This is a genomic window from Microbacterium sp. NPDC055455 (assembly GCF_053619935.1).
In genome coordinates this window covers 398573-419539 of sequence record NZ_JBSHLB010000001.1, presented here as the reverse complement: position 1 = coordinate 419539, position 20967 = coordinate 398573, and the positions used below count along the sequence as shown (strand labels likewise).

General features: G+C 70.6%; 18 protein-coding genes. 11 read left to right on the top strand and 7 right to left on the bottom strand.

Features of this window, described 5'->3' with window-relative positions:
• The first annotated feature begins 105 nt into the window (after nucleotides 1-105).
• Nucleotides 106-1512, top strand: a complete 1407-nt coding sequence (gene ligM / locus ACWGUG_RS01765) for a vanillate/3-O-methylgallate O-demethylase (RefSeq protein WP_452323634.1) — start codon at nucleotides 106-108, stop codon at nucleotides 1510-1512.
• Nucleotides 1513-1575: 63 nt separating this feature from the next.
• Nucleotides 1576-2451, top strand: a complete 876-nt coding sequence (locus ACWGUG_RS01760) for an IclR family transcriptional regulator (RefSeq protein ID WP_452323633.1) — start codon at nucleotides 1576-1578, stop codon at nucleotides 2449-2451.
• 75 nt (nucleotides 2452-2526) lie between these two features.
• Here the strand turns inward: ACWGUG_RS01760 and ACWGUG_RS01755 are convergent, their stop codons facing one another.
• From ACWGUG_RS01755 to ACWGUG_RS01740, 4 genes are all read right to left on the bottom strand, one after another.
• Nucleotides 2527-4149, bottom strand: a complete 1623-nt coding sequence (locus ACWGUG_RS01755; RefSeq protein WP_452323632.1) for a tannase/feruloyl esterase family alpha/beta hydrolase — start codon at nucleotides 4147-4149, stop codon at nucleotides 2527-2529.
• A gap of 170 nt (nucleotides 4150-4319) precedes the next feature.
• Nucleotides 4320-5099 carry a DUF1932 domain-containing protein gene (locus ACWGUG_RS01750; protein ID WP_452323631.1) on the bottom strand — a complete coding sequence of 260 codons (780 nt, stop codon included), beginning with the start codon at nucleotides 5097-5099 and terminating at the stop codon, nucleotides 4320-4322.
• Between the two features lie 9 nt (nucleotides 5100-5108).
• Complete coding sequence (locus ACWGUG_RS01745) at nucleotides 5109-6005, bottom strand: IclR family transcriptional regulator (RefSeq protein WP_336394252.1); 897 nt, start codon at nucleotides 6003-6005, stop codon at nucleotides 5109-5111.
• 113 nt (nucleotides 6006-6118) lie between these two features.
• The gene (locus ACWGUG_RS01740; protein ID WP_452323630.1) at nucleotides 6119-7489 is read right to left on the bottom strand and encodes an aminomethyl transferase family protein; all 1371 of its coding nucleotides are present in this window, start codon (nucleotides 7487-7489) and stop codon (nucleotides 6119-6121) included.
• 256 nt (nucleotides 7490-7745) lie between these two features.
• On the opposite strand from ACWGUG_RS01740, the gene ACWGUG_RS01735 reads away from it, so the two are divergent.
• Genes ACWGUG_RS01735 through ACWGUG_RS01715 form a run of 5 tightly spaced genes read left to right on the top strand, consistent with a single transcriptional unit; the run spans nucleotide 7746 to nucleotide 12525 of the window.
• Nucleotides 7746-8525 (top strand): ABC transporter ATP-binding protein, encoded by a 780-nt coding sequence (locus ACWGUG_RS01735; RefSeq protein WP_336394254.1) that lies wholly within the window; start codon nucleotides 7746-7748, stop codon nucleotides 8523-8525.
• Nucleotides 8512-9222: an ABC transporter ATP-binding protein gene (locus ACWGUG_RS01730; RefSeq protein ID WP_336394255.1), complete on the top strand. Its 711-nt coding sequence runs from the start codon at nucleotides 8512-8514 to the stop codon at nucleotides 9220-9222. Before ACWGUG_RS01735 ends, ACWGUG_RS01730 begins: the two co-directional genes overlap by 14 nt.
• Before the next feature lies 1 nt (nucleotide 9223).
• On the top strand, nucleotides 9224-10105 hold the full coding sequence (locus ACWGUG_RS01725) for a branched-chain amino acid ABC transporter permease (RefSeq protein ID WP_452323629.1): 882 nt from the start codon (nucleotides 9224-9226) through the stop codon (nucleotides 10103-10105).
• On the top strand, nucleotides 10105-11235 hold the full coding sequence (locus ACWGUG_RS01720; RefSeq protein ID WP_452323628.1) for a branched-chain amino acid ABC transporter permease: 1131 nt from the start codon (nucleotides 10105-10107) through the stop codon (nucleotides 11233-11235). The genes ACWGUG_RS01725 and ACWGUG_RS01720 overlap by 1 nt, the downstream gene beginning before the upstream one ends.
• Before the next feature lie 18 nt (nucleotides 11236-11253).
• Nucleotides 11254-12525: an ABC transporter substrate-binding protein gene (locus ACWGUG_RS01715; RefSeq protein ID WP_452323627.1), complete on the top strand. Its 1272-nt coding sequence runs from the start codon at nucleotides 11254-11256 to the stop codon at nucleotides 12523-12525.
• Between the two features lie 105 nt (nucleotides 12526-12630).
• Here ACWGUG_RS01715 and ACWGUG_RS01710 read toward each other — a convergent pair whose 3' ends face one another.
• Nucleotides 12631-13290 carry a GntR family transcriptional regulator gene (locus tag ACWGUG_RS01710; RefSeq protein ID WP_336394259.1) on the bottom strand — a complete coding sequence of 220 codons (660 nt, stop codon included), beginning with the start codon at nucleotides 13288-13290 and terminating at the stop codon, nucleotides 12631-12633.
• A gap of 237 nt (nucleotides 13291-13527) precedes the next feature.
• On the opposite strand from ACWGUG_RS01710, the gene ACWGUG_RS01705 reads away from it, so the two are divergent.
• The 3 genes from ACWGUG_RS01705 to ACWGUG_RS01695 all read left to right on the top strand — a co-directional run bounded on the left by ACWGUG_RS01705 (nucleotide 13528) and on the right by ACWGUG_RS01695 (nucleotide 17598).
• On the top strand, nucleotides 13528-15024 hold the full coding sequence (locus tag ACWGUG_RS01705) for an aldehyde dehydrogenase family protein (RefSeq protein ID WP_452323626.1): 1497 nt from the start codon (nucleotides 13528-13530) through the stop codon (nucleotides 15022-15024).
• A gap of 155 nt (nucleotides 15025-15179) precedes the next feature.
• Nucleotides 15180-15851 carry a Type 1 glutamine amidotransferase-like domain-containing protein gene (locus ACWGUG_RS01700; RefSeq protein WP_378878799.1) on the top strand — a complete coding sequence of 224 codons (672 nt, stop codon included), beginning with the start codon at nucleotides 15180-15182 and terminating at the stop codon, nucleotides 15849-15851.
• Between the two features lie 76 nt (nucleotides 15852-15927).
• Nucleotides 15928-17598, top strand: a complete 1671-nt coding sequence (locus ACWGUG_RS01695) for an alkaline phosphatase D family protein (protein ID WP_452323625.1) — start codon at nucleotides 15928-15930, stop codon at nucleotides 17596-17598.
• A gap of 181 nt (nucleotides 17599-17779) precedes the next feature.
• Here the strand turns inward: ACWGUG_RS01695 and ACWGUG_RS01690 are convergent, their stop codons facing one another.
• Nucleotides 17780-19567, bottom strand: a complete 1788-nt coding sequence (locus ACWGUG_RS01690) for a tannase/feruloyl esterase family alpha/beta hydrolase (RefSeq protein WP_452323624.1) — start codon at nucleotides 19565-19567, stop codon at nucleotides 17780-17782.
• Between the two features lie 186 nt (nucleotides 19568-19753).
• On the opposite strand from ACWGUG_RS01690, the gene ACWGUG_RS01685 reads away from it, so the two are divergent.
• On the top strand, nucleotides 19754-20221 hold the full coding sequence (locus tag ACWGUG_RS01685; protein WP_336394264.1) for a MarR family winged helix-turn-helix transcriptional regulator: 468 nt from the start codon (nucleotides 19754-19756) through the stop codon (nucleotides 20219-20221).
• A gap of 48 nt (nucleotides 20222-20269) precedes the next feature.
• Here the strand turns inward: ACWGUG_RS01685 and ACWGUG_RS01680 are convergent, their stop codons facing one another.
• Nucleotides 20270-20914 carry a PadR family transcriptional regulator gene (locus ACWGUG_RS01680; protein WP_336394265.1) on the bottom strand — a complete coding sequence of 215 codons (645 nt, stop codon included), beginning with the start codon at nucleotides 20912-20914 and terminating at the stop codon, nucleotides 20270-20272.
• Between the last annotated feature and the right edge of the window lie 53 nt (nucleotides 20915-20967).

Below are 20967 nucleotides of genomic sequence, written 5' to 3'. Positions count from 1 at the left end.
TACAATCGTGGCGACCATATACCTCTGGACGTAGGTATAGCCGACACGTAGCATCGCGCTCAGGTCACCCCGCACGAACCACTGGACGAGGAAGTCGAGACAGGCATGGCGAGCAATCTGCAGGAGCTGCTGGACGAGAAGGGGGACGTCGTCGAGATGCTGCGCAACTCGCAGCTCGGCACGTACATCTACCCGGTGGTCCCGGCCGAGTTCACGAACTGGCGCCGCGAGCAGAAGGCGTGGCGCGAGACGGCCGTGCTCTACGACCAGACGCATCACATGGTGAACTTCTTCATGACCGGGCCGGACGCGCTGAAGCTGCTGTCGGACACCGGGATCAACTCGTTCGCGAACTTCCCCGTGAACACCGCGAAGCAGTTCGTGCCGACGTCGTCGACCGGCGGGGTCATCGGCGACGGCATCCTCTTCCATCTCGCCGAGGACGAGTACGTCTACGTCGGCCGGGCGCCCGGCGCGAACTGGCTGCAGTTCCACGCCGAGACCGGCGGCTACGACATCGAGACGCGCTACGACGACCGCTCGCCGTCGCGGCCCTACGGCCAGGCGGTCACCCGCGAGTTCTACCGCTTCCAGATCCAGGGCCCGAACGCGTGGCCGATCATCGAGAAGCTCGCCGGCCACGAGGTGGAGCAGGTGCGGTTCTTCCACATGGGCGAGCTCGAGATCGCCGGGGAGCACGTGCGCACGCTCCGGCACGGCATGGCCGGAGCGCCCGGCCTGGAGATCTGGGGGCCGTACGAGCAGCACGGCCGGATCCGCGACGCCGTGCTGGAGGCGGGCCGCGAGTTCGGGATCGAGCCGTGCGGCTCGCGCGCGTACTCGTCGAACACCCTCGAGTCGGGGTGGATCCCGTCGCCGCTGCCCGCGATCTACACCGGCGGCGACATCGAGCGCCGCTACCGCGAGTGGCTGCCCGCGAACAGCTACGAGGCGATCAACGCGCTCGCCGGCTCGTTCGTGTCGGACGACATCGAGGACTACTACCTCAACCCGTGGGACCTCGGCTACGGCTCGTTCGTGAAGTTCGACCACGACTTCATCGGCCGCGACGCGCTCGAGCAGGTGGACCCCGAGGCGCAGCGCAAGAAGGTCACGCTCGCGTGGAACGACGAGGACCTCGGCCGCATCCTCACCAGCGTGCTCGACCGCGAGGGGCCGGGATACCAGTTCTTCGACCTGCCCAACGCGAACTACGGCTCGTCGAACTACGACGCCGTGATCGACGCGGACGGGAGCACCGTGGGGCTGTCGCTGTTCACCGGCGTGACGGCGAACGAGAGGCGCGGCCTGTCGCTGGCCACGGTCGACCGCGACGTGCCGATCGGCGCCGAGGTGCGGGTGGTGTGGGGCGAGCCGGACGGCGGCTCGGGCAAGACCACCGTCGAGCCGCACGAGCAGATCGAGGTCCGCGCGGTCGTCAGTCCCGTGCCGTACGCGGTGACGGCCCGGCAGGAGTACCACGGCGGCTGGCGCACGACGGGCGTCGCCTGACGCTGCCCGGTCCCGGCGACCGGCGGGTGCGGCATCCGTCGTCACCCGGCAGGGAGGAGTGAGGTGGCACGCGCCTCGGACGGCGAGTCCGTCCTGCACAAGCACCTGCGGGTGCTGCAGGCGTTCGACCTGCTGCGCCCGTGCCTCACGCTCACCGAGATCGTCGAGGAGACCGGGCTGGCCGCATCGACCGCCCATCGCCTGGTCGCCGAGCTGGAGCGGGAGGAGCTGCTGGAGCGGATGCCGGACCGGTCGTACCGGCTCGGCATCCGGCTGTGGGAGTTCGCCGCCCGCACGCCCGGGGCCGTCGGCCTGCGCGAGCTCGCGCGTCCGTGGCTCGAAGCGGTCCATGCGCGGGTGCGTCAGCACGCGCAGCTCGGTGTGCGCAGCGGCCGGGACGTGCTGTTCCTCGAGCGGCTCTCGACGCGCGAGGCGGTGGTGAACGCGACGATCATCGGCGGACGCGTGCCGCTTCCGGTCAGCTCGAGCGGACTCGTGCTGCTCGCGCACGCCGGCCCCGGCGTCGTGGACGACGTGATCGCCGCCGGATGGCCGGCGTTCACGCCGGCGACGATCCGCGGCGGCGACGAGCTGCGCGCCGTCCTGCGGCGGGTGCGCGCCGACGGCTTCGCGCTCACCGACGGGCATGTCCACCCAGGAACGCGCGGTCTCGCCGTGCCGATCGCGGACGCGCGGACCGGCGCGCTGCACGCCGCGCTCGGCGTCGTCGTGCCGAGCGACGGCACGTCGCCCCAGCCGCTCGTCGAGCTGCTGACGGTGGCGGCCGCGGGGATCGCCCGCACCCTCGACGAGGCGGGCGCGGCCGACGGCGGCCAGGGCATCCGCACGTGGGCGAGCACATCGCGCAGGTCGCTGGACTACTTCTCGTCGCTCGGGGAGCGATCCGCCGGCTCACCGCCCGCACAACGGGCCGGCTGACCGCGCACATCCGAAGGCCCCGGCATCGTGCAGATGCCGGGGCCCTCGGATGCCGTCACGCGACGGCGCCGCGCCTCACCCGGTCACGCACGTGAACGAGCTCGCGTCGTCGACCGAGCCGGTCCCGGAGTACTCGGGCCAGGCCGGGTACTCGCACATCGGACGGGTGCGGTCTGCGCCGGCGGTGCCGTCGCCCGCCACGAGGTCCGACGGGGCGACGCCGTTCTCGACCCAGTCCACGATCGCGCCGAGCCCGTCGTACTGCGCGACGAACCGGCCCTGGCCGTGACCCCAGCCGGGCACCATGTAGAACTTCGCGAACGAGTCCAGGCGCTTGCCGAACTCGTCCTGCAGCGACTCCCAGTACTGCACGGTGTTGTGCGGCGTGATGAAGTCGTCGATCGTGCCGTGGGTCAGGATGACCTTCCCGCCGTGCGCGCGGAATCGGTTGAGCGAGACATCCGTCACATCCATGATCTCGCCGACCTCCTGCACGCGATCCGCGTAGTCGAGCGGATCGACGGTGTACGGGTCGAAGCCGGGAGGGTCGCCCGCCACGCCGTAGCGCATGGTCGCCGCGAAGACCTGGAACTGCAGCCCCTGCGCCAGCGGCCCGCTCCCGAAGCCGGCGAAGCCCTGGTAGAGGGCTCCCTCGAACAGCGCGCTCCGGGCGAAGATCGAGTTGCCCTCGATGTCGATGCCCAGGTCGTAGTCGGTCGTGATCTTCAGCGCCGCGTCGATCTCGACCTCCGACAGGCACGTGTCGACCGTCGCCGGGTCCGTGCCCGCGGGGCATGCGAGCGTCTGGACGTCGAACGCCTCGCCGCATCCCTGCACGTCGCTGACGATCCCGTCGACGGCCCCGTCGAGACCGTCGCACGCGGCGTACACCGCGCCGGTGATGGTGGCCGTCTCGGCGGCGTTGAGGTGGCCGGCGCCGCCCTCCAGCAGGAGCGCGTCGCGGAAGTTCACCGCCCCGACGTGCATCATCGTGACGTTGTAGGCGGGGTAGTTGGCCACGATGCCGTCGTAGTCCTTCGGATACCGCGCCGCGGCGTCGAGTGCCTCGTGCCCGCCCTGGGACCCGCCGATGAAGTACGACCACGTGGCGTCGACGCCGTAGGCGGCGTCGATGACGGCCGCCGCCGCGTCGTGCGCCTTCTTCACCGACCACTGCCCGTAGTTGAGGAACAGCTCCTCGTCGAGCTGGAACGTGCCGTCGAATCCGGGAGCGCCCTGATGCCCGCCGTCGGAGCCGAGCGTGACCCAGCCCTGGGCGAGGGCGGTGGGGGTGCCGGCCGGCTGGGCCGTGTAGTTGCCGGTCGCCGTCACGAGCGAGCCGTCGAAGCCGCCGCCGCCGAACTGCAGCGTGCGTCCGTTCCACGCAGCGGGGAGGTTGACCTGGAACTGCATGTCCTGCGGAGCCGAGACGGCGCGGATCCAGCCGGTCACGGCGCAGTAGCTGCCCGTGGCGTCCCAGGTCGCGGTCTCGACGACGGCGCCCCGCGTGGGCAGGTCGATCGCCTTCTCGGCGATCTCCAGCCCGACGAGCGAGGTGCACGTCGCAGGGGTGAGCACCGGTGGTGCGGCGTGGGGGCCGCCGGGGGCAGCGGCTGCCGGGGCGACCCCGGCCGTGAGGGCGAGGACTGCGGCGATGCCCACCGACACCGCCGTCAGCCGCCTGGACGTTGACTTCATCGACGCTCCTTCGCGTGGTGATGCGCTGCCGTCGTGGGGTCGGCGGCGTGCGTGTGCCGCGACCATGTCAGCTCGCCGCGCGCCCCACAACACGACTTCCGTCCAATGCGCTGTGCCGTTGTGCCGGCGGGGCATGCCGGGTATGGTTCCCGGCGCGCAGGTGGCGGGGCTCAGCCGGCGTCGCGCTCGGCGACGAGACGCTCGAACCACGCGAGGGTCGCCCGGGTCATGTCGGCGGGCTGCCCCGACGACTCCAGCGCCGCCAGCGCCGCCCGCACCTCGTGCTCGCGGCGCACCGCGTGCTGGGAGCTGCCCTCGACGAGCCGGTCCACGAGCGCGGCCCCGTCGGGCCCGAGCTCCGCGGCCATCTGCGTCCGCATCCAGTCCTCGGCGCCGGCCGCGCGCGCTGCGCCGAGGCCCTCCAGCACGAGGGCGGCGAGCCCTTTCATGAACAGGCTCCGCAGCAGTCGCAGCCGGGCGGCCTCGCCCACGGCGCCGTCGACGACCTCGACCGGCACCTCGAACGGCGCCATCCGTGCCGCGAACTCGCGCGCACCCGGGCCGCTGGCCAGCAGGGGGGTGCGATGACCGGCGCGCACGACGGGCGCGAGCACAGCGACATCCGCCATCGCCACGCCCCGCTCGACGGCCAGTCGGCCTATCTGCTGCTTCAGCTCGGGGGCGGCGGTGTTGAGGTCGGCGTACACGGCGCCCGCCGCGACGTGCGGGAGGGCGTCACGGGCGACGGATGCCGCGGCATGGCCGGTCACGAGACTCAGGGCCACGTCTGCCCCGGCCAGAGCGTCGGCGAGCGTGGCGGACTGAGGGACCTCGGGGTCGCCGAGGTCGTGCGCCGGATCGAACCCGCGGACCTCCGCGCCCGCCCGGGCGAGGCCGCGCGCGTAGCGGCGGCCGGCCTCGCCGAGCCCCAGGACCGCGATCCTCGTCATGGCCGAACCCTAGAGCACGGCCGTGCGGTCGGCGCCGGCGGGCGGGATCCCGTCGTGCGGGTCGGCGTCGAGGCTCTCGAGGTACTCCAGCGACCGGCGGGATCCGCTCACCAGCGAGCGGATGCCGTGCGTGCGCTCGTCGACGTCGGGCCGGTACGCGATGGCGAGGTCGTGCGCGATGCCGGCGGCGGCGCGGCGCAGCAGCTCGACGTACGGGTGGGGCGAGACCTTGTCGTTGGGGACGACGACGCCGATCGCGGCGTACACCGTCCCGCCGGGGCCGATCACAGGCACCGCGATGCCGCGCGATTCGGGGTGGATGTGCCCCTCGGTCATCGCGTACCCGTTCTCGCGCACCGTCCTCAGCTGCGCCTGCAGGTCGGCCCCGGTCCGGATCGTCCGCTCGGTATAGGCGCGCAGCCCGCCCGCGATCACGTCGGCGACGACCGACGCGTCGGCGTGCGCGAGCAGCACCAGGCCGGTCGACGACGCGTGCAACGGGATGCGGCCGCCGATGAGCGTGGCGTTGACCACGGCATCGCGCGTGGACATGCGGTCGATGAAGAGCACGTCCCGCCCGCTCAGCACGCCCAGCTGCGTGTGCTGCCGCACGCGCTCGTGGACGGCGCCGAGCCACGGGCGCGCGATCTCGCGCAGCCCGACCGCCCCCGGCGTGCGGCTGGCGAACTCCCACAGCCGCACGCCGAGGCGGTAGGTCCGGTCCGGAAGCCGCTCGAGCAGCCCCTCGTGCTCCAGCTCGGCGATGAGGCGGTGGGCGCTGGACCGGGGGATCCCGGCGGCGTCGGCGATCTCGCTGAGCGTGAGGAACGGATGCCACGCGTCGAAGCTCTCGAGCACGCGCAGGTGGCGGTGCAGCACCGACTCGCCGGCCGATCCTCGTGCCACGGCATCCTCCTCGACGACGTCGCCATGCTAACCCCGCGCCGCGCGCGCTCTTCCGTTGAACGGAAACGAGACAGGCGCGGCGCCGGGTCAGCGAACCCCCTCTGCCGGTCTCGTCAGGCGTTCTGGCGGTACACCGTGCGGGCGTAGTCGTGGTACGGAGCGGGGGCGACGGTCGCGCGGATCCGCACCTGGCGGTGGTCGGCGTCCACCGAGTCCTTGCGCGAGATCGGGTCCTCGCCCCAGACGACCTCGACCTCGTCGCCGTCGCGGAGGCCGACGTCCAGCGTGGCCAGCGACATGTAGAGCTGGTCGTACGCCACGTATCCGGCATCCGTCGAGATCCCCACGCGCTGCCCGTCCTTCAGGATCTCGTCCATCTGGTACAGCCCGTAGCGGGCCTTGGGGAAGTCCAGGTACTTCGCGGGCGTGCCGGGCTCGACCTGCGAGCGGACGACCGCGGCGACGTCGTCGGCGTTCCAGATCAGCGTGACCTTGCGGCGCCGCTGGTCCTCGGCGTGCTTTTCGAGCGCCTCGCGGCCGTGGAAGTCATGGTCGAAGCGCACCGAGCGCCCGAGGCCGATGTCGAACGGCGTCATGTAGAAGTCGTGGACGTCGGTCGAGTACAGCGAGCCGGCGACCGAGCCGATGCGTGCAGCGGGGAGCCACGCGCGGTACTCGGCGAAGTCGTCGTCGAAGACGGCGGGGAACGGCGTCGGCACCCATCCCGACTCGAGCGGCGACGACGAGTACGCCTTCGCGCCGACGCGGCGGATGCCGTGCTCGGCGCCGGCCTCCATGAGGGCGTTCAGGACGATCTCGTTGTCCTCCCATGGGCCGTAGAACTCGAAGCCGGGCTGCCCCGCCATCCCGTGGCGGAGCGCCTTGACCGGCCGCCCGGCGATCTCGACGTCGCCGATGTGGAAGAACTTGATGTCCGGCGCCGGTCCGCCGAACACCTTCTCCATGACGAGATCGGCCGCCGGGCCCTGCAGCTCGTAGCGGTAGAAGGTGGGCGGCCCCTGGCGCATGTGCGAGTTGGCCTCGAGCCGGTAGCGCACGTCCTTGCCGGCCGCCTGTGCCTTCTCGACGTTGAACCGCACCCAGTCGATGAGGATGTGGTGGCCGATGAGCACGAGCCCCTCGGGGCCGTCGGCGTTGTAGAACAGGATCCCGTCGCCGATGAGGTAGCCGTCCTTGTTGACGGAGATGAGCTGTTTCGCGACCCCCGGGCGGAACGTCGCGAACGTGTTCGGCGAGATCGAGCTGAGGAGCGGGATGAGGTCCTCGCCGTCGAGGAATAGCTGCGTCATGTGGTGCGACTGGTCCATCAGCGCCACCGTGGTGTTCCAGGCCCGCTGCTCATCGCGCCAGTTGGTGAACTCCGGCGCCACCGGGAAGGTGAACGCCGGCCAGTTCTGGTTGCGCAGCAGCTCCACGGGGCTCCCCGCGCGATCGATCGCCTGCGCGAGTGTCTCGGTCATCATCGACCCTCTTTCTGGTTGTGGTCAGCTGCGGTCAGCGTAGGAGCGGCCCCTCCGCGCTTCCCGGCGCCGTTCCGTTCAACGGAATCGGATGCCACGACCCCCGATGCCGCGCGCCACGATCGAACCGCAGGGTCACGGTTGTGAATCTTCACACCAAAATCGTTGACAATCTTTCCGGGGATCCGTAGTTTTCCCAGCAGGGGAGGACTCGAGTCCCCTTGATCGACCACGACGCGACGACGCGAAAGGTGGGGCCATGGGCGCTCGGCTCGAAGTCCGCGACGTCAGCCTTCACTTCGGCGGCGTCAGCGTGCTCGAGGACGTCACGTTCACCGTCGAGCCCGGACAGATCTTCGGACTGGTCGGGCCCAACGGGGCCGGTAAGACCTCGCTGTTCAACTGCGTCAGCGGTCACTACCGGCCGAGCTCCGGCTCGATCACGGTCGACGGCGCGGAGGTGCTGGGCTCGTCCCCGGCCACGCTCGCGCGGCGGGGATTGGCGCGCACGTTCCAGCATCCGGCGCTCCAGCTGCGCGAGACCGTGCTGGAGAACGTCCTGCTCGGCGCGCACACGCGCCTCCCCGGCGGTCCGGTGGAGTGGTCGCTGCGCATCCCGCGCACCGTGCGCGCCGAGCGGGCGCTGCGCGAGGAGGCCCTCGCCCTCCTCGAGCGAAACGGCCTGGGGTGGGCGGCGAAGATGCGCGCCGACGAGCTCTCGCACGGCCTGCACAAGGGCATCGAGCTGTGCCGGGCGCTGCTGACGAAGCCCGGGCTCCTGCTGCTGGACGAGCCGGCCGCGGGTCTGCCGCACTCCGAGGTCGAACAGCTCATCGAGACCGTGCGCCGCGTGCGCGACGACGACATCACGGTGATCATCGTCGAGCACAACATGGGCCTCATCTCGGCCCTCACCGACCGGGTGGTCGTGCTCGACCACGGCCGCAAGCTGATGGAGGGTTCGGCGGCGCAGGCCCAGTCCGACCCGCGCGTCATCGAGGCCTACATCGGGAAGGACGCGGTCGATGACGCTGCTTGAGCTCGCCGACGTCCGCGCCTTCTACGGCCGCGTGCAGGTGCTCGAGGGCGTGTCGCTCACGGTGCCGGACGGCGGCGCCGTCGGCATCCTCGGAGCGAACGGCGCCGGCAAGACCACCACGCTGCGGGCGATCTCAGGCACCGTGCGCTCCGCCGGCACGATCCGCTTCGACGGCAAGGACCTCCACGGGCTCCGCCCCGATCAGGTCGCGGCGCTCGGGATCGCGCACGTCCCGGAGGGACGCGGCACCCTCGCCGACCTGACCGTGCGCGAGAACCTCAGGGTCGGCGCCTACAAGCGAAAGGATCGCAAGGGCATCGCGTCGGACATGGACTACTGCCTCGACCTGTTCCCGCAGCTGCAGGACAGGATCCGCTCGAACGGCTCCGCGCTCTCCGGCGGCGAGCAGCAGATGCTCGCGATCGCCCGCGCCATCATGTCCAAGCCGCGCCTGCTGCTGCTGGACGAGGCATCCCTCGGGCTCGCCCCCAGCACCGCCAAGGCCGTGTACCAGGCGATCGGGCGTCTGCGCAGCGAGTCCGGCATCGCGATGCTGGTGGTCGAGCAGAACGCCAACCTCGCCTTCACCCTCGTCGACAGCGCCACCGTGCTCGAGACGGGGCGCAACGTCCTCACCGGCTCGTCGGCGGAGCTGCGGGGCATGGACGAGATCCGCCGCGCGTACCTGGGAGGCTGACGTGGGCACCTTCATCCAGCTCGTCATCGACGGCCTCTCCACCGGGTCGATCTACGCCGCGCTCGCCCTCGCCATCGTGCTCGTCAACCAGGCGACCGGGCTCATCAACTTCGCGCAGGGCGGCATGGCCGTGCTGTCGGCCTACCTCGCGTGGGCGCTGAACGGCCTCGGCATCCCGCTTTTGCTCGCCATCCTCGGCGCCGTGGTGATCTCGTTCTTCCTCGGCGCGGTCATCGAGCGCTACCTCATCCGCCGGTTCGAGCGCGGCGACCCCGATACCGCCGTCGTCGTCACGATCGGCCTGCTCACCCTCATCACGGGGTTCTGCGCCTGGATCTGGACGTACAACAACCGGCTGTTCCCGTCGCTGTTCCCGCTGGAGACCATCCAGGTCGCGGGGGCGGTGGTCAGCGTCCGCTCCCTCGGCACCTTCATCGTGATCGTCGCGATCATGCTGCTGCTGCAGGCGCTGTTCCTCGGCACGAAGCTCGGCCTCGCGCTCCGGGCGGTCGCCATCAACCCGGCATCCGCCGCGTTCTCCGGCGTCAACGTCGGCCGCAACCTCATGATCGGCTGGGGCCTGGCTGCCGTCCTCGGCGCGGTCGCGGGCGTGCTCGTGGCACCGCAGCTCACCCTGACGCCCGGGATGATGGACTCCGCCCTCGTCTACGCCCTCGCGGCGTGCATCCTCGGCGGCCTGTCGAGCCCCATCGGCGTCGTGGCGGCCGCGTGGCTCATCGGCGTGCTGGAGAACCTCGCCGCCGTCTACGTGCCGTTCATCGGTCACGACCTCAAGATCGCAGTGCCCTTCATCCTCATCTTCGTCGTGCTCATCGTGCGGCCACAGGGCCTGTTCGGACGGAAAGCGGTGGTGCGCGTCTGATGGCTGCGAACACGGACCCCACGAACCGGACCCCGGTGCTCAGCCGCCCGTGGGTGCGCTGGGCGATCACCGGCGCCGTCGTCGTGCTGCTGATCGTGCTGCCGCTGATCCTCCCGGAGTTCGCCAACCAGACCATCGCCCGCATCGGCGTCTTCGCGGTCGCCGTGCTCGGGCTCAACGTCGTGATGGGGTACACCGGCCAGGTCTCGCTCGGCCAGATCTTCTTCGTCGGCGTCGGCGCGTACGTGACCGCGTACGGCGTGAACGCCGACTGGAACATCGCGCTGATCTTCGTGCTGGCCTGCCTCGTGCCGGCCGTCATCGGCCTGCTCATCGCCCTGGCGGCGGCACGGCTCGGCGGACTGGCCATCGCCATGGTGACCATCGCCCTGCCGATCGTCGGCGTGCCGCTGGCCAAGCGCCTGTCGGACTTCACCGGCGGCTCGCAGGGCACCTCGGCGCGCTTCTCCAGCGCGCCGGAGTGGACCGGCCTGTACGACGACCAGTGGCAGCTGTACATCGTGTTCCTGATCGGCGGGATCACCTTCCTTCTCACCAGCAACCTCGTCCGCGGCAAGTACGGCCGCGCGTTCGCGATCGTGAAGGGGAACGAGGCGGTCGCCGGGTCGCTGGGCGTCTCGCCGTACCGCTACAAGGTGCTCGCGTTCACGATCGCCTCGCTCATCGGCGGCGTGAGCGGCTTCCTGTACATGGTCGTGATCCAGTACACCTCGCCCGAGACGCTGCACTTCGGCCACTCGATCGAGTTGCTCGCGGCGATGGTGATCGGCGGTGCCGGCAGCATCATCGGCTCGCTTCTCGGCGGGGTCTGGTACGTCATCGTGCCGTACATCACCGGGATCATCGACCCGAACATCACCGCTCTGCTGCAGGGCGCGATCCTCCTGATCGTGCTGTTCATCCTGCCCGGCGGCCTGGTGTCGCTGCCGCGACTGTGGCGGCGACGCGGGCGCCGCGCCGACAGCGGCCCGGGACCGGCCGGCGGTGCGATGCAGGCGGATGCCGCGGCATCCGTCACCGGCGCTCCCACCGTGGGGGACGCCTTGGGCGCTCCCTCGACCGGCACCGCACCGACACAATCACCACCACCCCCTACGACGAAGTCGTAATCACAGAGAGGCAGATCCATGAGCACGAATCGCAGAAGGATGCGCGTCGCCTCGGTCGTCGCGGGGATCGGCATCGTCGCCGTCCTCGCCGCCGGCTGCGCGCGCGGCGGAGACTCGCCGGACAGCACCGACGACGGCGGCGCCGCCGAGGCGAGTCCCGGCATCACCGACGACTCGATCACCCTCGGCATCACCACGCCGCTGTCGGGGCCCACCGCGGGACCGGGCACCTGCACGGTCGCCGGCGTCACCGCGTACTTCGGCGCCAGGAACGCCGAGGGGGGTGTGGAGTTCGGCGACGGCAACACCCGCACCGTCGAGATCGAGGCGCTGGACGACGAGTACGACCCGCAGAAGGCCAAGGCCAACTACGACCAGCTCAAGAGCAGCGTCTTCGCGATGACCGCCGGCCTCGGCACGCCCACCAACCGGGCGTGGCTCGACGCGGCGATCGCCGACGAGGTGCCGCAGGTGCTGATCATGACGGGCGACCCGATCTTCAGCAACCAGGAGGAGAGCCCCTGGCAGCTCGGGTTCGTGCCGATCTACCAGAACGAGGGCGAGGCGTTCGGCGAGCTGCTGGCCGGGTCCGCCGAGGACCACAAGGTCGCGATCCTCTCGCAGAACGACGACTACGGCGAGGGCTACGTCGAGGGCTTCAAGACGGCCATCGAGGGCGCCGACAACATCGAGATCGTGAAGGAGCTCACCTACGAGGCCACCGACACCTCGGTCGACGCGCAGCTGACCGAGCTGGCAGGGTCCGGTGCCGACGTGTTCTTCAACGCGATGTCGATCACCCCGCTGGTGATCTCGTCGCTGCAGAAGTCGCAGGAGCTCGGCTGGCTCCCGTCGTGGTTCCTCCCGTCGAACACGTCGAGCCCCACCGCCATCCTCGAACCGGGCGGCGCCACGGCGTTCCCCGGCGTCTACACGGTGGCGTTCGCCCAGTCGGCGGCGGCGCCGACGTTCGCCGAGAGCGAGGAGGGGGCGGCGTTCCTCGAGCAGCTCGCGGAGTACGCGAACTACCCGGACGTCCCGGCGTTCCCGCACTGCGTCTGGTCGTACCAGATCGGGGCGACGCTCGAGGAGGTGTTCGGCAACATGACCGAGCCGACGCGCGAGAACTTCATGGAGGCGCTGCGCGACGTCTCGGGCTTCACGGCACCGCTCATGCTCGAGGGCTCCACGGTCGACACGACCCAGGACGGGCAGCCGGCGGTCTCGACCGTGCAGGTGCAGAAGTACAACGGCAAGGGCTACGCCCCGGCCGAGAGCTGGGACGAGTGACCTGAGGTCACGAGGACGGGCGGCCGGAGGCATCCGGCCGCCCGTCCTCTGCGTGCCGGCGTTGCCGGCTGAACCGGGAGACGGATGCCGCGCCCCGGCCGCGGCTCACTCCATGCTGTGGAGCACCTCGACGATGCCCGACAGGTGCGCGCGGGTCGCGGCCTCGGCGGCGTCGGGGTCCTTCGCGAGGATCGCGTCGATGATGGCGATGTGCTCCGGGGCGGAGGTCGCGGCGCGGCCGGGGTGGAACGCGAGGCGGAACTGGTGCCGCGCCGACTGCGCGCGCAGGCGCTCGAGCAGCTGCGTGGCGGTGCCGTGGCGGCTGAGGTCGCGGATGCGGCGGTCGAGCTCCTGGTTGAGGCGCGAGTACGCCATGAGGTCGCCCGAGCCGATCGCGCGCTCGATGTCGGCGCGGAGTGCGCGCAGCTGCGCGGCGTCGGACGCCGTCACGTTCTCGGCCGCCTTGCGCGCGCAGAGCGTCTCGAGCCCGATGCGCACCTCCACGATCTCGATGGCCTCGTCGACCGAGATCGCGCGGACGCGCGCGCCGCGGTTGGGGAGCCGCTCGACGAGGCCTTCGCCGGCGAGGTTCATCAGGGCGTTGCGCACCGATGCGCGGGAGGCGCCGTAGCGTTCGCTGAGATCGGCCTCGATGAGGCGCTGGTGGGGTGCGAACTGGGCGTCGAGGATCGCGTCGCGGATCTGCTGCGTGAGGTCGGGGCGGTCGGTCGTGTCGGTCTCGCCGAGCACCGCGGCATCCGTCATCTCGGTCTTCCCCTTTCGGCGCCGTTGTCCGTGCACTGACACTATCTCGCGATCAGGACGGGCTTGCGAAGCATTTCATACGAAATCTGCGCGAAAATCGTCGACAATCTTGATCCGTCCGGGTCCGAGGGGCAGGCTGGAAGAGACGTCGATCCGCGCAGACCCGGCGCGGGACCGCGGACGACCGGCGCGCGACGGCGTCGCGCGGCGGGAACCAACACAGAGAGGTGGACGTTCATGAGCGATACGGCGACAGGGACTTCGGTGCGGACCGGCCTGTACATCGGAGGTGAGGAGCGCTTCACCGACGACGTGCTGACGATCCCCGACCCCGGCAGGCCTGGTGCGGTCGTCGGCGAGGCGGCCGCGGCATCCGCGTCGGATGTGACGGATGCCGTCGCGGCGGCGAAGAAGGCGTTCCCAGCGTGGTCGGCGCTCAGCGCCCAGGAGCGCGCGGCGAAGATGGCCGAGGCGATCGCCGGCATCGCCGACGACCGCGACACGGACGCCGCGATCCTGTCGCAGGAGAACGGCAAGATCCGCATGGAGGGGTGGATCGACGCGCTCGTGTTCGAAATCCGCTGGAACCTCGCGCTGATGCTCGCCGACGAGGTCGACGCGTCCAAGACGCTGCCGCCCGTGCCGGGCGCCATCCCGGTGTCGACCGAGGTGGCGTATCAGCCGCTGGGCGTGGTGACGGTGATCGTCCCGTTCAACTGGCCGATCGCGATCCTGGGGGCGTCCCTCCCGCACGCGCTGCTGGCCGGCAACACCGCGATCGTGAAGCCGCCGCCCTCGGCGCCGCTCGCGACGACCCGGGTGGTGCAGCGGGTGGCCGAGAAGCTGCCGCCCGGCGTGCTCAACATCGTGACCGGTCGCGACCAGGACATGGCCGGGCTCATCCAGAACCCCGACATCGCCAAGGTCTGCTTCACCGGCAGCGTCAACGGCGGCAAGCGGATCATGGAGATGGCGTCCAAGACCCTGACGCGCGTGACGCTGGAGCTCGGCGGCAACGACGCGGCGGTGTTCCTCGAGGACGCGATCCTCGACGACGCGCACCTCGACCGGCTGTACGCCGCGATCTACGACACCACCGGCCAGATCTGCATGAACGCCAAGCGCGTGTTCGTGCACCGCTCGCGGATGGACGAGCTCGTCGCGGGGCTCACGTCCCGCCTCGAGCAGGCCAAGCTCGGGCACGGCCTGGAGGAGGGCACCACGATGGGCCCGCTGCACCAGCCGGCGCAGAAGGCGTTCGTGGACGAGATCATCCAGGAGGCGAAGGATGCCGGCGCCGACGTGCGCGAGTTCGGCGAGCTTCCCGGTGGTGACCTGGCAGGCGGCAACTTCGTGCGCCCGGCGATCGTGGTGGACCCCGACCCGCAGCTGCGGGTGGTGACGCAGGAGCAGTTCGGTCCCGTCATCCCGGTGATCCCGTTCGACGACGAGGCCGAGGCCGTGCGCCTCGCGAACGACACGTGGGGCGGGCTGTGCGGCTCGGTGTGGACCGGGTCGCCCGAGGCGGCGCAGCGCGTCGGGTCGCAGCTCGTGTGCGGCTACGTGTGGGTCAACGACCATGGCGCGACGCGCCTGGACCTTCGGGCGCCGTTCGGCGGCATGAAGCAGTCCGGCTTCGGGCGTGAGCAGGGCATCGAAGGCGTCCGCGCCTTCCAGGACACCCGGTCGATCGCCACGATCGACCCGGAGGCGCTCGCGTCCATGGCCCACTGACGTCGTCCGGCACCCTCCCCTCTTTTCCTGGTTTGGGGCGCACGCCGTGCGTTCGGGGCGCACGCGGTGCGCCCCGAACGTGCACGGCGCGCCCCAAACCCGGAAAGTAGGGTGATCGGGCAGGGCCTGACGAGTCGAGCAGCAGGGAAGGGAACATGAAGCTTCTTCTCACGTCTGCGGGCGTCACCAATCCGAGCATCCGCGGTGCCCTCGAAGACCTGCTCGGCAAGCCGATCAGCGAGTCCAGCGCACTGTGCATACCCACCGCCCAGTACGGCCACCCGTGGCTGGGACCCGGCGTCAAGGCCTGGGAGTTCATCAGCGGGAAGTCCGAGAATCCCATGGTGGATCTGGGCTGGAGGTCCATCGGAGTGCTGGAGCTCACGGCGCTGCCGAGCATCGATGAAGAGCGCTGGAAGCCGCTCGTCCTCGAGACCGACGTCCTGCTGGCTGCCGGTGGCGACGCGCTCTACCTCAGCCACTGGCTGCAAGAGTCGCGGCTGGCCGACATGTTCCCGTCGATGGCGGAGACTGTGTGGGTGGGCATGAGCGCCGGAAGCATGGTGATGACACCGCGGATCGGCCAGGAGTTCGTGGGCTGGAAGCCGCCGGCCGGCGACGACAGCGCGCTCGGGCTCGTCGACTTCTCGATCTGCCCGCACCTCGCGGCCGACGGTGAGCCGGGCAACTCCCTCGCCGCAGCGGAGAGATGGGCTGCCGGCATCCGTCACCCGTCGTACGCCATCGACGACCAGACGGCCCTGAGGGTGACCGATGACGGGGTGGAGGTCATCACGGAAGGTCAGTGGAGGTACTTCGCCGAGTAGACCCGCGGGCCCGAGTCCGCCGCGCCGGAGGGCCCGCTCCCTGGCCGCTGCGCTGTGGAGGAGGTAGAACAGCTTCATGGCAACCCCGCTGGTGCTGGGACCGATGCTGCGTTACGTCGATGACACATCGGCCAGCATCTGGGTGGAGACGCGCGCCGACGGTGTCGTCAGCGTCCACGCCGACGGGCGATCGTGGCAGGCCCGCACCTTCGCGGTGCACGGCCACCACTTCGCGCTCGTCGAGGTCGACGGGCTCGAGCCCGGCAGCGTCTCGCCGTACTCGGTCGAGATCGATGGGGTACGCGTGTGGCCGGAGCTCGATTCCCAGTACCCGGCGTCGGTGATCGCCACGCGGGCGCCCGGGCGACGGTCGCGGATCGCCTACGGTTCGTGCCGCACCAGCGTCCCTCACGACCGGTCCGGCAATCGGACCCATGGTGTCGACTCGCTGCGCGCCTTCGCGCTCGCGGTGGCAGACGGCCGCGAGACCCGGCCGGATCTGCTGCTCTTCCTCGGCGACCAGGTGTACGCCGACTCGACAACGAAGGAGATGCAGGAGTTCATCCGCAGCCGACGTGACATCCATGAGGAACCCGGCAAGGAGCTCAAGGACTTCGAGGAGTATGCCCACCTCTACCAGCTGGCGTGGTCGGACGACGCCAATCGGTGGCTGCTCTCGTCCGTGCCGAGCGCGATGATCTTCGACGACCACGACATCCGCGACGACTGGAACGCCTCGCTCGACTGGAAGAAGGACATCCAGGCCACGAGCTGGTGGCACGAACGCATCGTCGCCGGCTTGGCGTCGTACTGGGTGTACCAGCACCTCGGCAACCTGTCTCCTCGCGAGCGGGCCGCCGACGAGATGTGGCAGCAGGTCACCGGGCGCCGCGACGGCGCTTCGCCCGACCTCACTGCCGTGCTGGACGCGTTCGCCGACCGGTGCGACAAGGACCCGGACAGCTATCTCTGGAGCTACTCCCGAGACTTCGACGGAACACGCCTCATCGTCCTGGATTCACGCGCCGCGCGAGACCTCACTCCGTCGGCGCGGGGGCTGCTGGACGCTCAGGAGCTCAGGTGGTTCGACGACCATATGCGCGGCGGATTCCGCCACGTCCTCATCGCCACCTCGCTCCCGTTCCTCCTGCCGTTGGGTCTGCACCACGTCGAGGCATGGGATGAGGCCATCGCGCAGGGCGCGTGGGGTCGGCCGGCGGCGTGGGTCGGCGAACGGCTGCGGCGGGCCTTCGACCTGGAGCACTGGGGGGCGTTCCAGAACAGCTTCCAGGCGGTTGCCGGGATCGCGACGGAGCTGGCGGACGGCGACCGGGGCCCGGCGCCGCAGACGGTGACCTTCCTGTCCGGTGACGTGCACTTCTCGTATCTGGCTGAGGTCGAGCGCCAAAGCGGAAGCCGCATCGTGCAGGCCGTGTGCTCTCCCATGCGGAACCCGCTGCCCCGCTTCCTGCGGTGGTTCTCGGTCGTGATGTCGTACGGCGCCGCGACGCCGATGGGTGCCGCAGCCGCGCATTCCGCGAAGGTCCCCGACCCGCCCTTCCGCTGGAAGACGGTGAAGGGCCCGTGGTTCGACAACAACGTCGCGCTGCTGGTGGACGGACCCGACGGCCTCACCATGACCTGGCACACCGGCGTGGTCGAGGACGGAGACGAGCTGCATCCCCGTCTCGAGGAGGTGGCGTCCATCACGGTGCCCGCGGAGCGGGACGCCACGGTGTCGTCCTGACCTACTGCCGGCTTGGTCGCGCGCATCGGACACGCGCCGCGACGAACCGGGTCACCTCCGCCGTGCGATGAGATCGCGTCTTCGGGTGGGGGATTTCGTGGCGGGCCGCCACTTCACATGTGCATCCCACAGAGGGTGGGTCCTGACCGGACCCACCCTCTCGCGCACGCCGGATGGCGCGTCAGCGGGTGCCGTAGGCGAGGCCGGGGTGCGGCATCCCGCAGGCGAAGCTCGACGCGCTCTCCGGGTCGCCTGAGATGTACTGCGGCACCTGCGGGTAGACGCAGAGCGGGCGCGAGCGAGTCGGCGACCAATCGGCCGGCACCTCGGGGTTGGCGGGGTTGACCGACGCGACCAGCTGCTCGGGCGCGGCCCCCTGCTCGACCCAGGCCACCAGCGCGGCGAGCCCGCTGTGCTGATCGGTGGCCGGTCCGCCGGCGACATGGCCCATGCCGGGAACCTCGAAGTACCGCGCGAACTGCTCGGCGTGACCGCCCTCGTTCCGGTCGAGCTCGTCGAACCAGGCGGCGGTGTCATCGGGAGAGAACACGCCATCCGAAGCGCCGTGGATCACGATCATCTTCGCGCCGCGGTCGCGCAGCGTGTCGAGGTGCGTGGGGTCGGGCGGCGTCATGAACGACATCGCGCTCTCGGTGTAGATGCCCGACGTGGCGTAGATCTTCGCCGCTTCGGTGTCGACGTCGAAGCCCATCGCGTACCCCTGCAGATCGGCCAGGATGCTGGGGTCGGCAGGCGGTGTCGTGAAGATGAAGCCGACGGCCGGCGCGTCGCGGGTGATCGGGGCGCCGAACTTCCAGCCCGCCCAGCCGCTCTGCGTGAGACCAGCATCGAACGGGAACGAGGAGTAGATCTCCTTGTTGTTGCTCGTGCGCGCGCCGGCGAACACGTCCTCGATGACGGACTGCTGCTCTTTCGTCAGGCATGTCCCGTCGCGCTCGCCGTCACAGCGCGGCACGTCCCGCTTGATCGAGAACGCCTGCTGGCACGCTGTGCTGTCGAAGACCATGCCGTCGGCGAGACCGTCGAGCCCGTCGCAGCGGGTCAGGATCGCCTGAGCGACGAGGGTGCGCTCGGCCGGCGTGAAGGCCGTGCCGAGGTCGGCTGGCGACGCAGCCACCTTCGCCCACTGCTGGGCGCCCCACAGTTGGGCGACCGCCGCCTGCGGCAGGTTGAAGCCCGGCGCGATCGCCAGGAACCCGTCGTACTCGTCGGCGTAGCGCGCCGCGGCCACCATCGTGTGGCGACCTCCGTTCGACCCGCCCGTGATGTACGAGCGGTCGGGCCCCCGGCCGTAGGCATCCGCGATGAGGGCCTTCGCCATCGGCGTGAGGGTGCCGACGGCCTGGTAGCCGTAATCGAGCCGCGCCTGCGGCTCGCGACCGAACAGCGGGTTCTGGCTGCCGTTGTGACCGGCGTCGGAGCTGATGACGGCGAATCCCATCTGCAGTCCGCTCTCGCCTCCGCGCGTGGCGCCCAGTGCGGGCGTGACCGAGCCGTCCAGTCCGCCGTTGCCCTGGTAGAGGAAGCGCCCGGCCCAGTCGACGGGAAGCCGCATCTCGAACCCGATGGCATATGTCTGCCCGTCGAAGGTGCTCACGCGCTCGTTCATGCTGCCGCGCACGAGGCAGTGCTCGCCGATCGGGCGCCCGCCGTTGCTGACCGTGCCGGCCGCGACCCGCGACACCTGCGCGATCTTCGTCGACGGGAAGGTGAACGCCGTGAGCGTCTCGCACTCCTGAAGTGCGCCGGGCTGCGCGGCGGACAGCTGCGGCAGCTCTCCGGAGTTCCCGGGCGGCGCCGCGGCGGCGGGAGCCGCGAGGCCGGCGACGAGGATGACGGATGCCGCGGCGGCACCGATGAGCGATGACAGGCGACGCCGCGCGCGATCGTGTGGCGGTCGTTCGTCTTGTGGAATGCTCCGGCGAGCGCGATCGAAGAAGCGTGACATGGGAGTCCTCTTCCGGTCCGGTCCGCCGAGGTCGTTCTCGCCGGACGATCTGGGATGCGCCGGCTGCGTTGCGGGCGTGGTCACAAGCTAGAGATAATGGTTGCAGATTGCAACTGTATTTCTCCGTGAGCGCGCGACCGCGTGACTAGACTGCGACCGAGACAGCCGGCACGGAACGGGGATTCGTTGGCACCACTGAGCGACGCGCGCGCCGCGGGGCGGCTCGCCGCCAATCCAGGATTCCTCGCCGCGAGATTCGCGTCGGCGGCGGCGACGGTGTCGAATCGGGTTCTCGCCCCTTTCGGGCTGCGCACCCGCAGCTACGCCCTCGTGGAGATCGCCGTGGCGTCCGGAGGCCTGTCGCAGCAGGACGTCTCGCGCGCCCTCTGGCTGGACAAGGCGCACGTCGTCAGGCTCGTCGACGAGGTTGCCGCGATGGGGCTCGTCGTCCGCACGAGAGATCCCCGCGACGGCCGCGTCTGGCTGATCCGCGCGACGCCGCAGGGAGCCGCCGTTGCGGAGGATGCCGGCCGGGCGCTCGACGAGGCGTTCGCCGAGCTCCTCCGGCGTCTGAGTGAAGACGAGGTCGCCGCCGCCGTGACGACACTGCGGCGCCTGGCGTTCGAGCTCGAGGGCCCGGACGGCGAGGGCTGACCTCGGGGAAGCGCCGACGCGCCTCGCGGCACACCGAGCCTGGGAGACCTATCCCTTCGCGGCGCCGGACACCGCCGCGCCGGAAACCTCGGCTGCGGAACCCGAGACAGCCGAGCCGTCCAGGCGATCGACCAGCTCCAGCCCGCGGCGCGCCCAGGCGATCTCGCCCTGGGCGCGCTCGACGAGCCCCTCGTAGGCGAAGCGCTTGTAGGCGATGGTGCGCTCGCGGTCGGCCTCCGACGTCACGGCCAGCCGCCGCACGAGCATGGGGTTGGCGACCGCGTCGATGCGCTCGAGCTCGCCCTCCCACTGCGCGAGCTCGCCCTCCCATTGCGCGATGTGCCGCTCGAGGAAGGCGCGCGCGGCCTCGGGCGGGGCCGCCTCGAGGTAGGCGGCACGCAGGTGGGCGGGGTCGCGCACCCGCTGGTAGTCCAGGGGAGCGGCCATCCAGTCGAGGAACGCCTGGTTGCCGGCATCCGTCACGTGATACATCCGGCGCGTGCCGCGCTCGCCTCGCGGCTGCTCCTCGCCCTCGATGAGGCCGAGCTCCTCCATCTTGCGCAGCTCCGGATAGATCTGCGAGTCGGGCGCATGCCACACGTGACCGACGGACTGGTGGAACTGCTTCTGCAGGTCGTAGCCCGACAGCGGGCCGACCCGCAGGATCGCCAGCAGCGCGTACCGCAGACTCATGCGACTCCTCTCCCTCCCGAGACTAGCGAGCGGCGGATGCCTCCTCCGCCGCC

Coding starts and splice junctions, on each gene's coding strand:
- ACWGUG_RS01755 (WP_452323632.1), bottom strand. CDS start 4,149: ATGAAGTCAACGTCCAGGCGGCTGACGGCGGTGTCGGTGGGCATCGCC.
- ACWGUG_RS01680 (WP_336394265.1), bottom strand. CDS start 20,914: ATGAGTCTGCGGTACGCGCTGCTGGCGATCCTGCGGGTCGGCCCGCTG.
- ACWGUG_RS01750 (WP_452323631.1), bottom strand. CDS start 5,099: ATGACGAGGATCGCGGTCCTGGGGCTCGGCGAGGCCGGCCGCCGCTAC.
- ACWGUG_RS01740 (WP_452323630.1), bottom strand. CDS start 7,489: ATGATGACCGAGACACTCGCGCAGGCGATCGATCGCGCGGGGAGCCCC.
- ACWGUG_RS01710 (WP_336394259.1), bottom strand. CDS start 13,290: ATGACGGATGCCGCGGTGCTCGGCGAGACCGACACGACCGACCGCCCC.
- ACWGUG_RS01735 (WP_336394254.1), top strand. CDS start 7,746: ATGGGCGCTCGGCTCGAAGTCCGCGACGTCAGCCTTCACTTCGGCGGC.
- ACWGUG_RS01700 (WP_378878799.1), top strand. CDS start 15,180: ATGAAGCTTCTTCTCACGTCTGCGGGCGTCACCAATCCGAGCATCCGC.
- ACWGUG_RS01730 (WP_336394255.1), top strand. CDS start 8,512: ATGACGCTGCTTGAGCTCGCCGACGTCCGCGCCTTCTACGGCCGCGTG.
- ACWGUG_RS01705 (WP_452323626.1), top strand. CDS start 13,528: ATGAGCGATACGGCGACAGGGACTTCGGTGCGGACCGGCCTGTACATC.
- ACWGUG_RS01695 (WP_452323625.1), top strand. CDS start 15,928: ATGGCAACCCCGCTGGTGCTGGGACCGATGCTGCGTTACGTCGATGAC.
- ACWGUG_RS01690 (WP_452323624.1), bottom strand. CDS start 19,567: ATGTCACGCTTCTTCGATCGCGCTCGCCGGAGCATTCCACAAGACGAA.
- ACWGUG_RS01715 (WP_452323627.1), top strand. CDS start 11,254: ATGAGCACGAATCGCAGAAGGATGCGCGTCGCCTCGGTCGTCGCGGGG.
- ligM (WP_452323634.1), top strand. CDS start 106: ATGGCGAGCAATCTGCAGGAGCTGCTGGACGAGAAGGGGGACGTCGTC.
- ACWGUG_RS01720 (WP_452323628.1), top strand. CDS start 10,105: ATGGCTGCGAACACGGACCCCACGAACCGGACCCCGGTGCTCAGCCGC.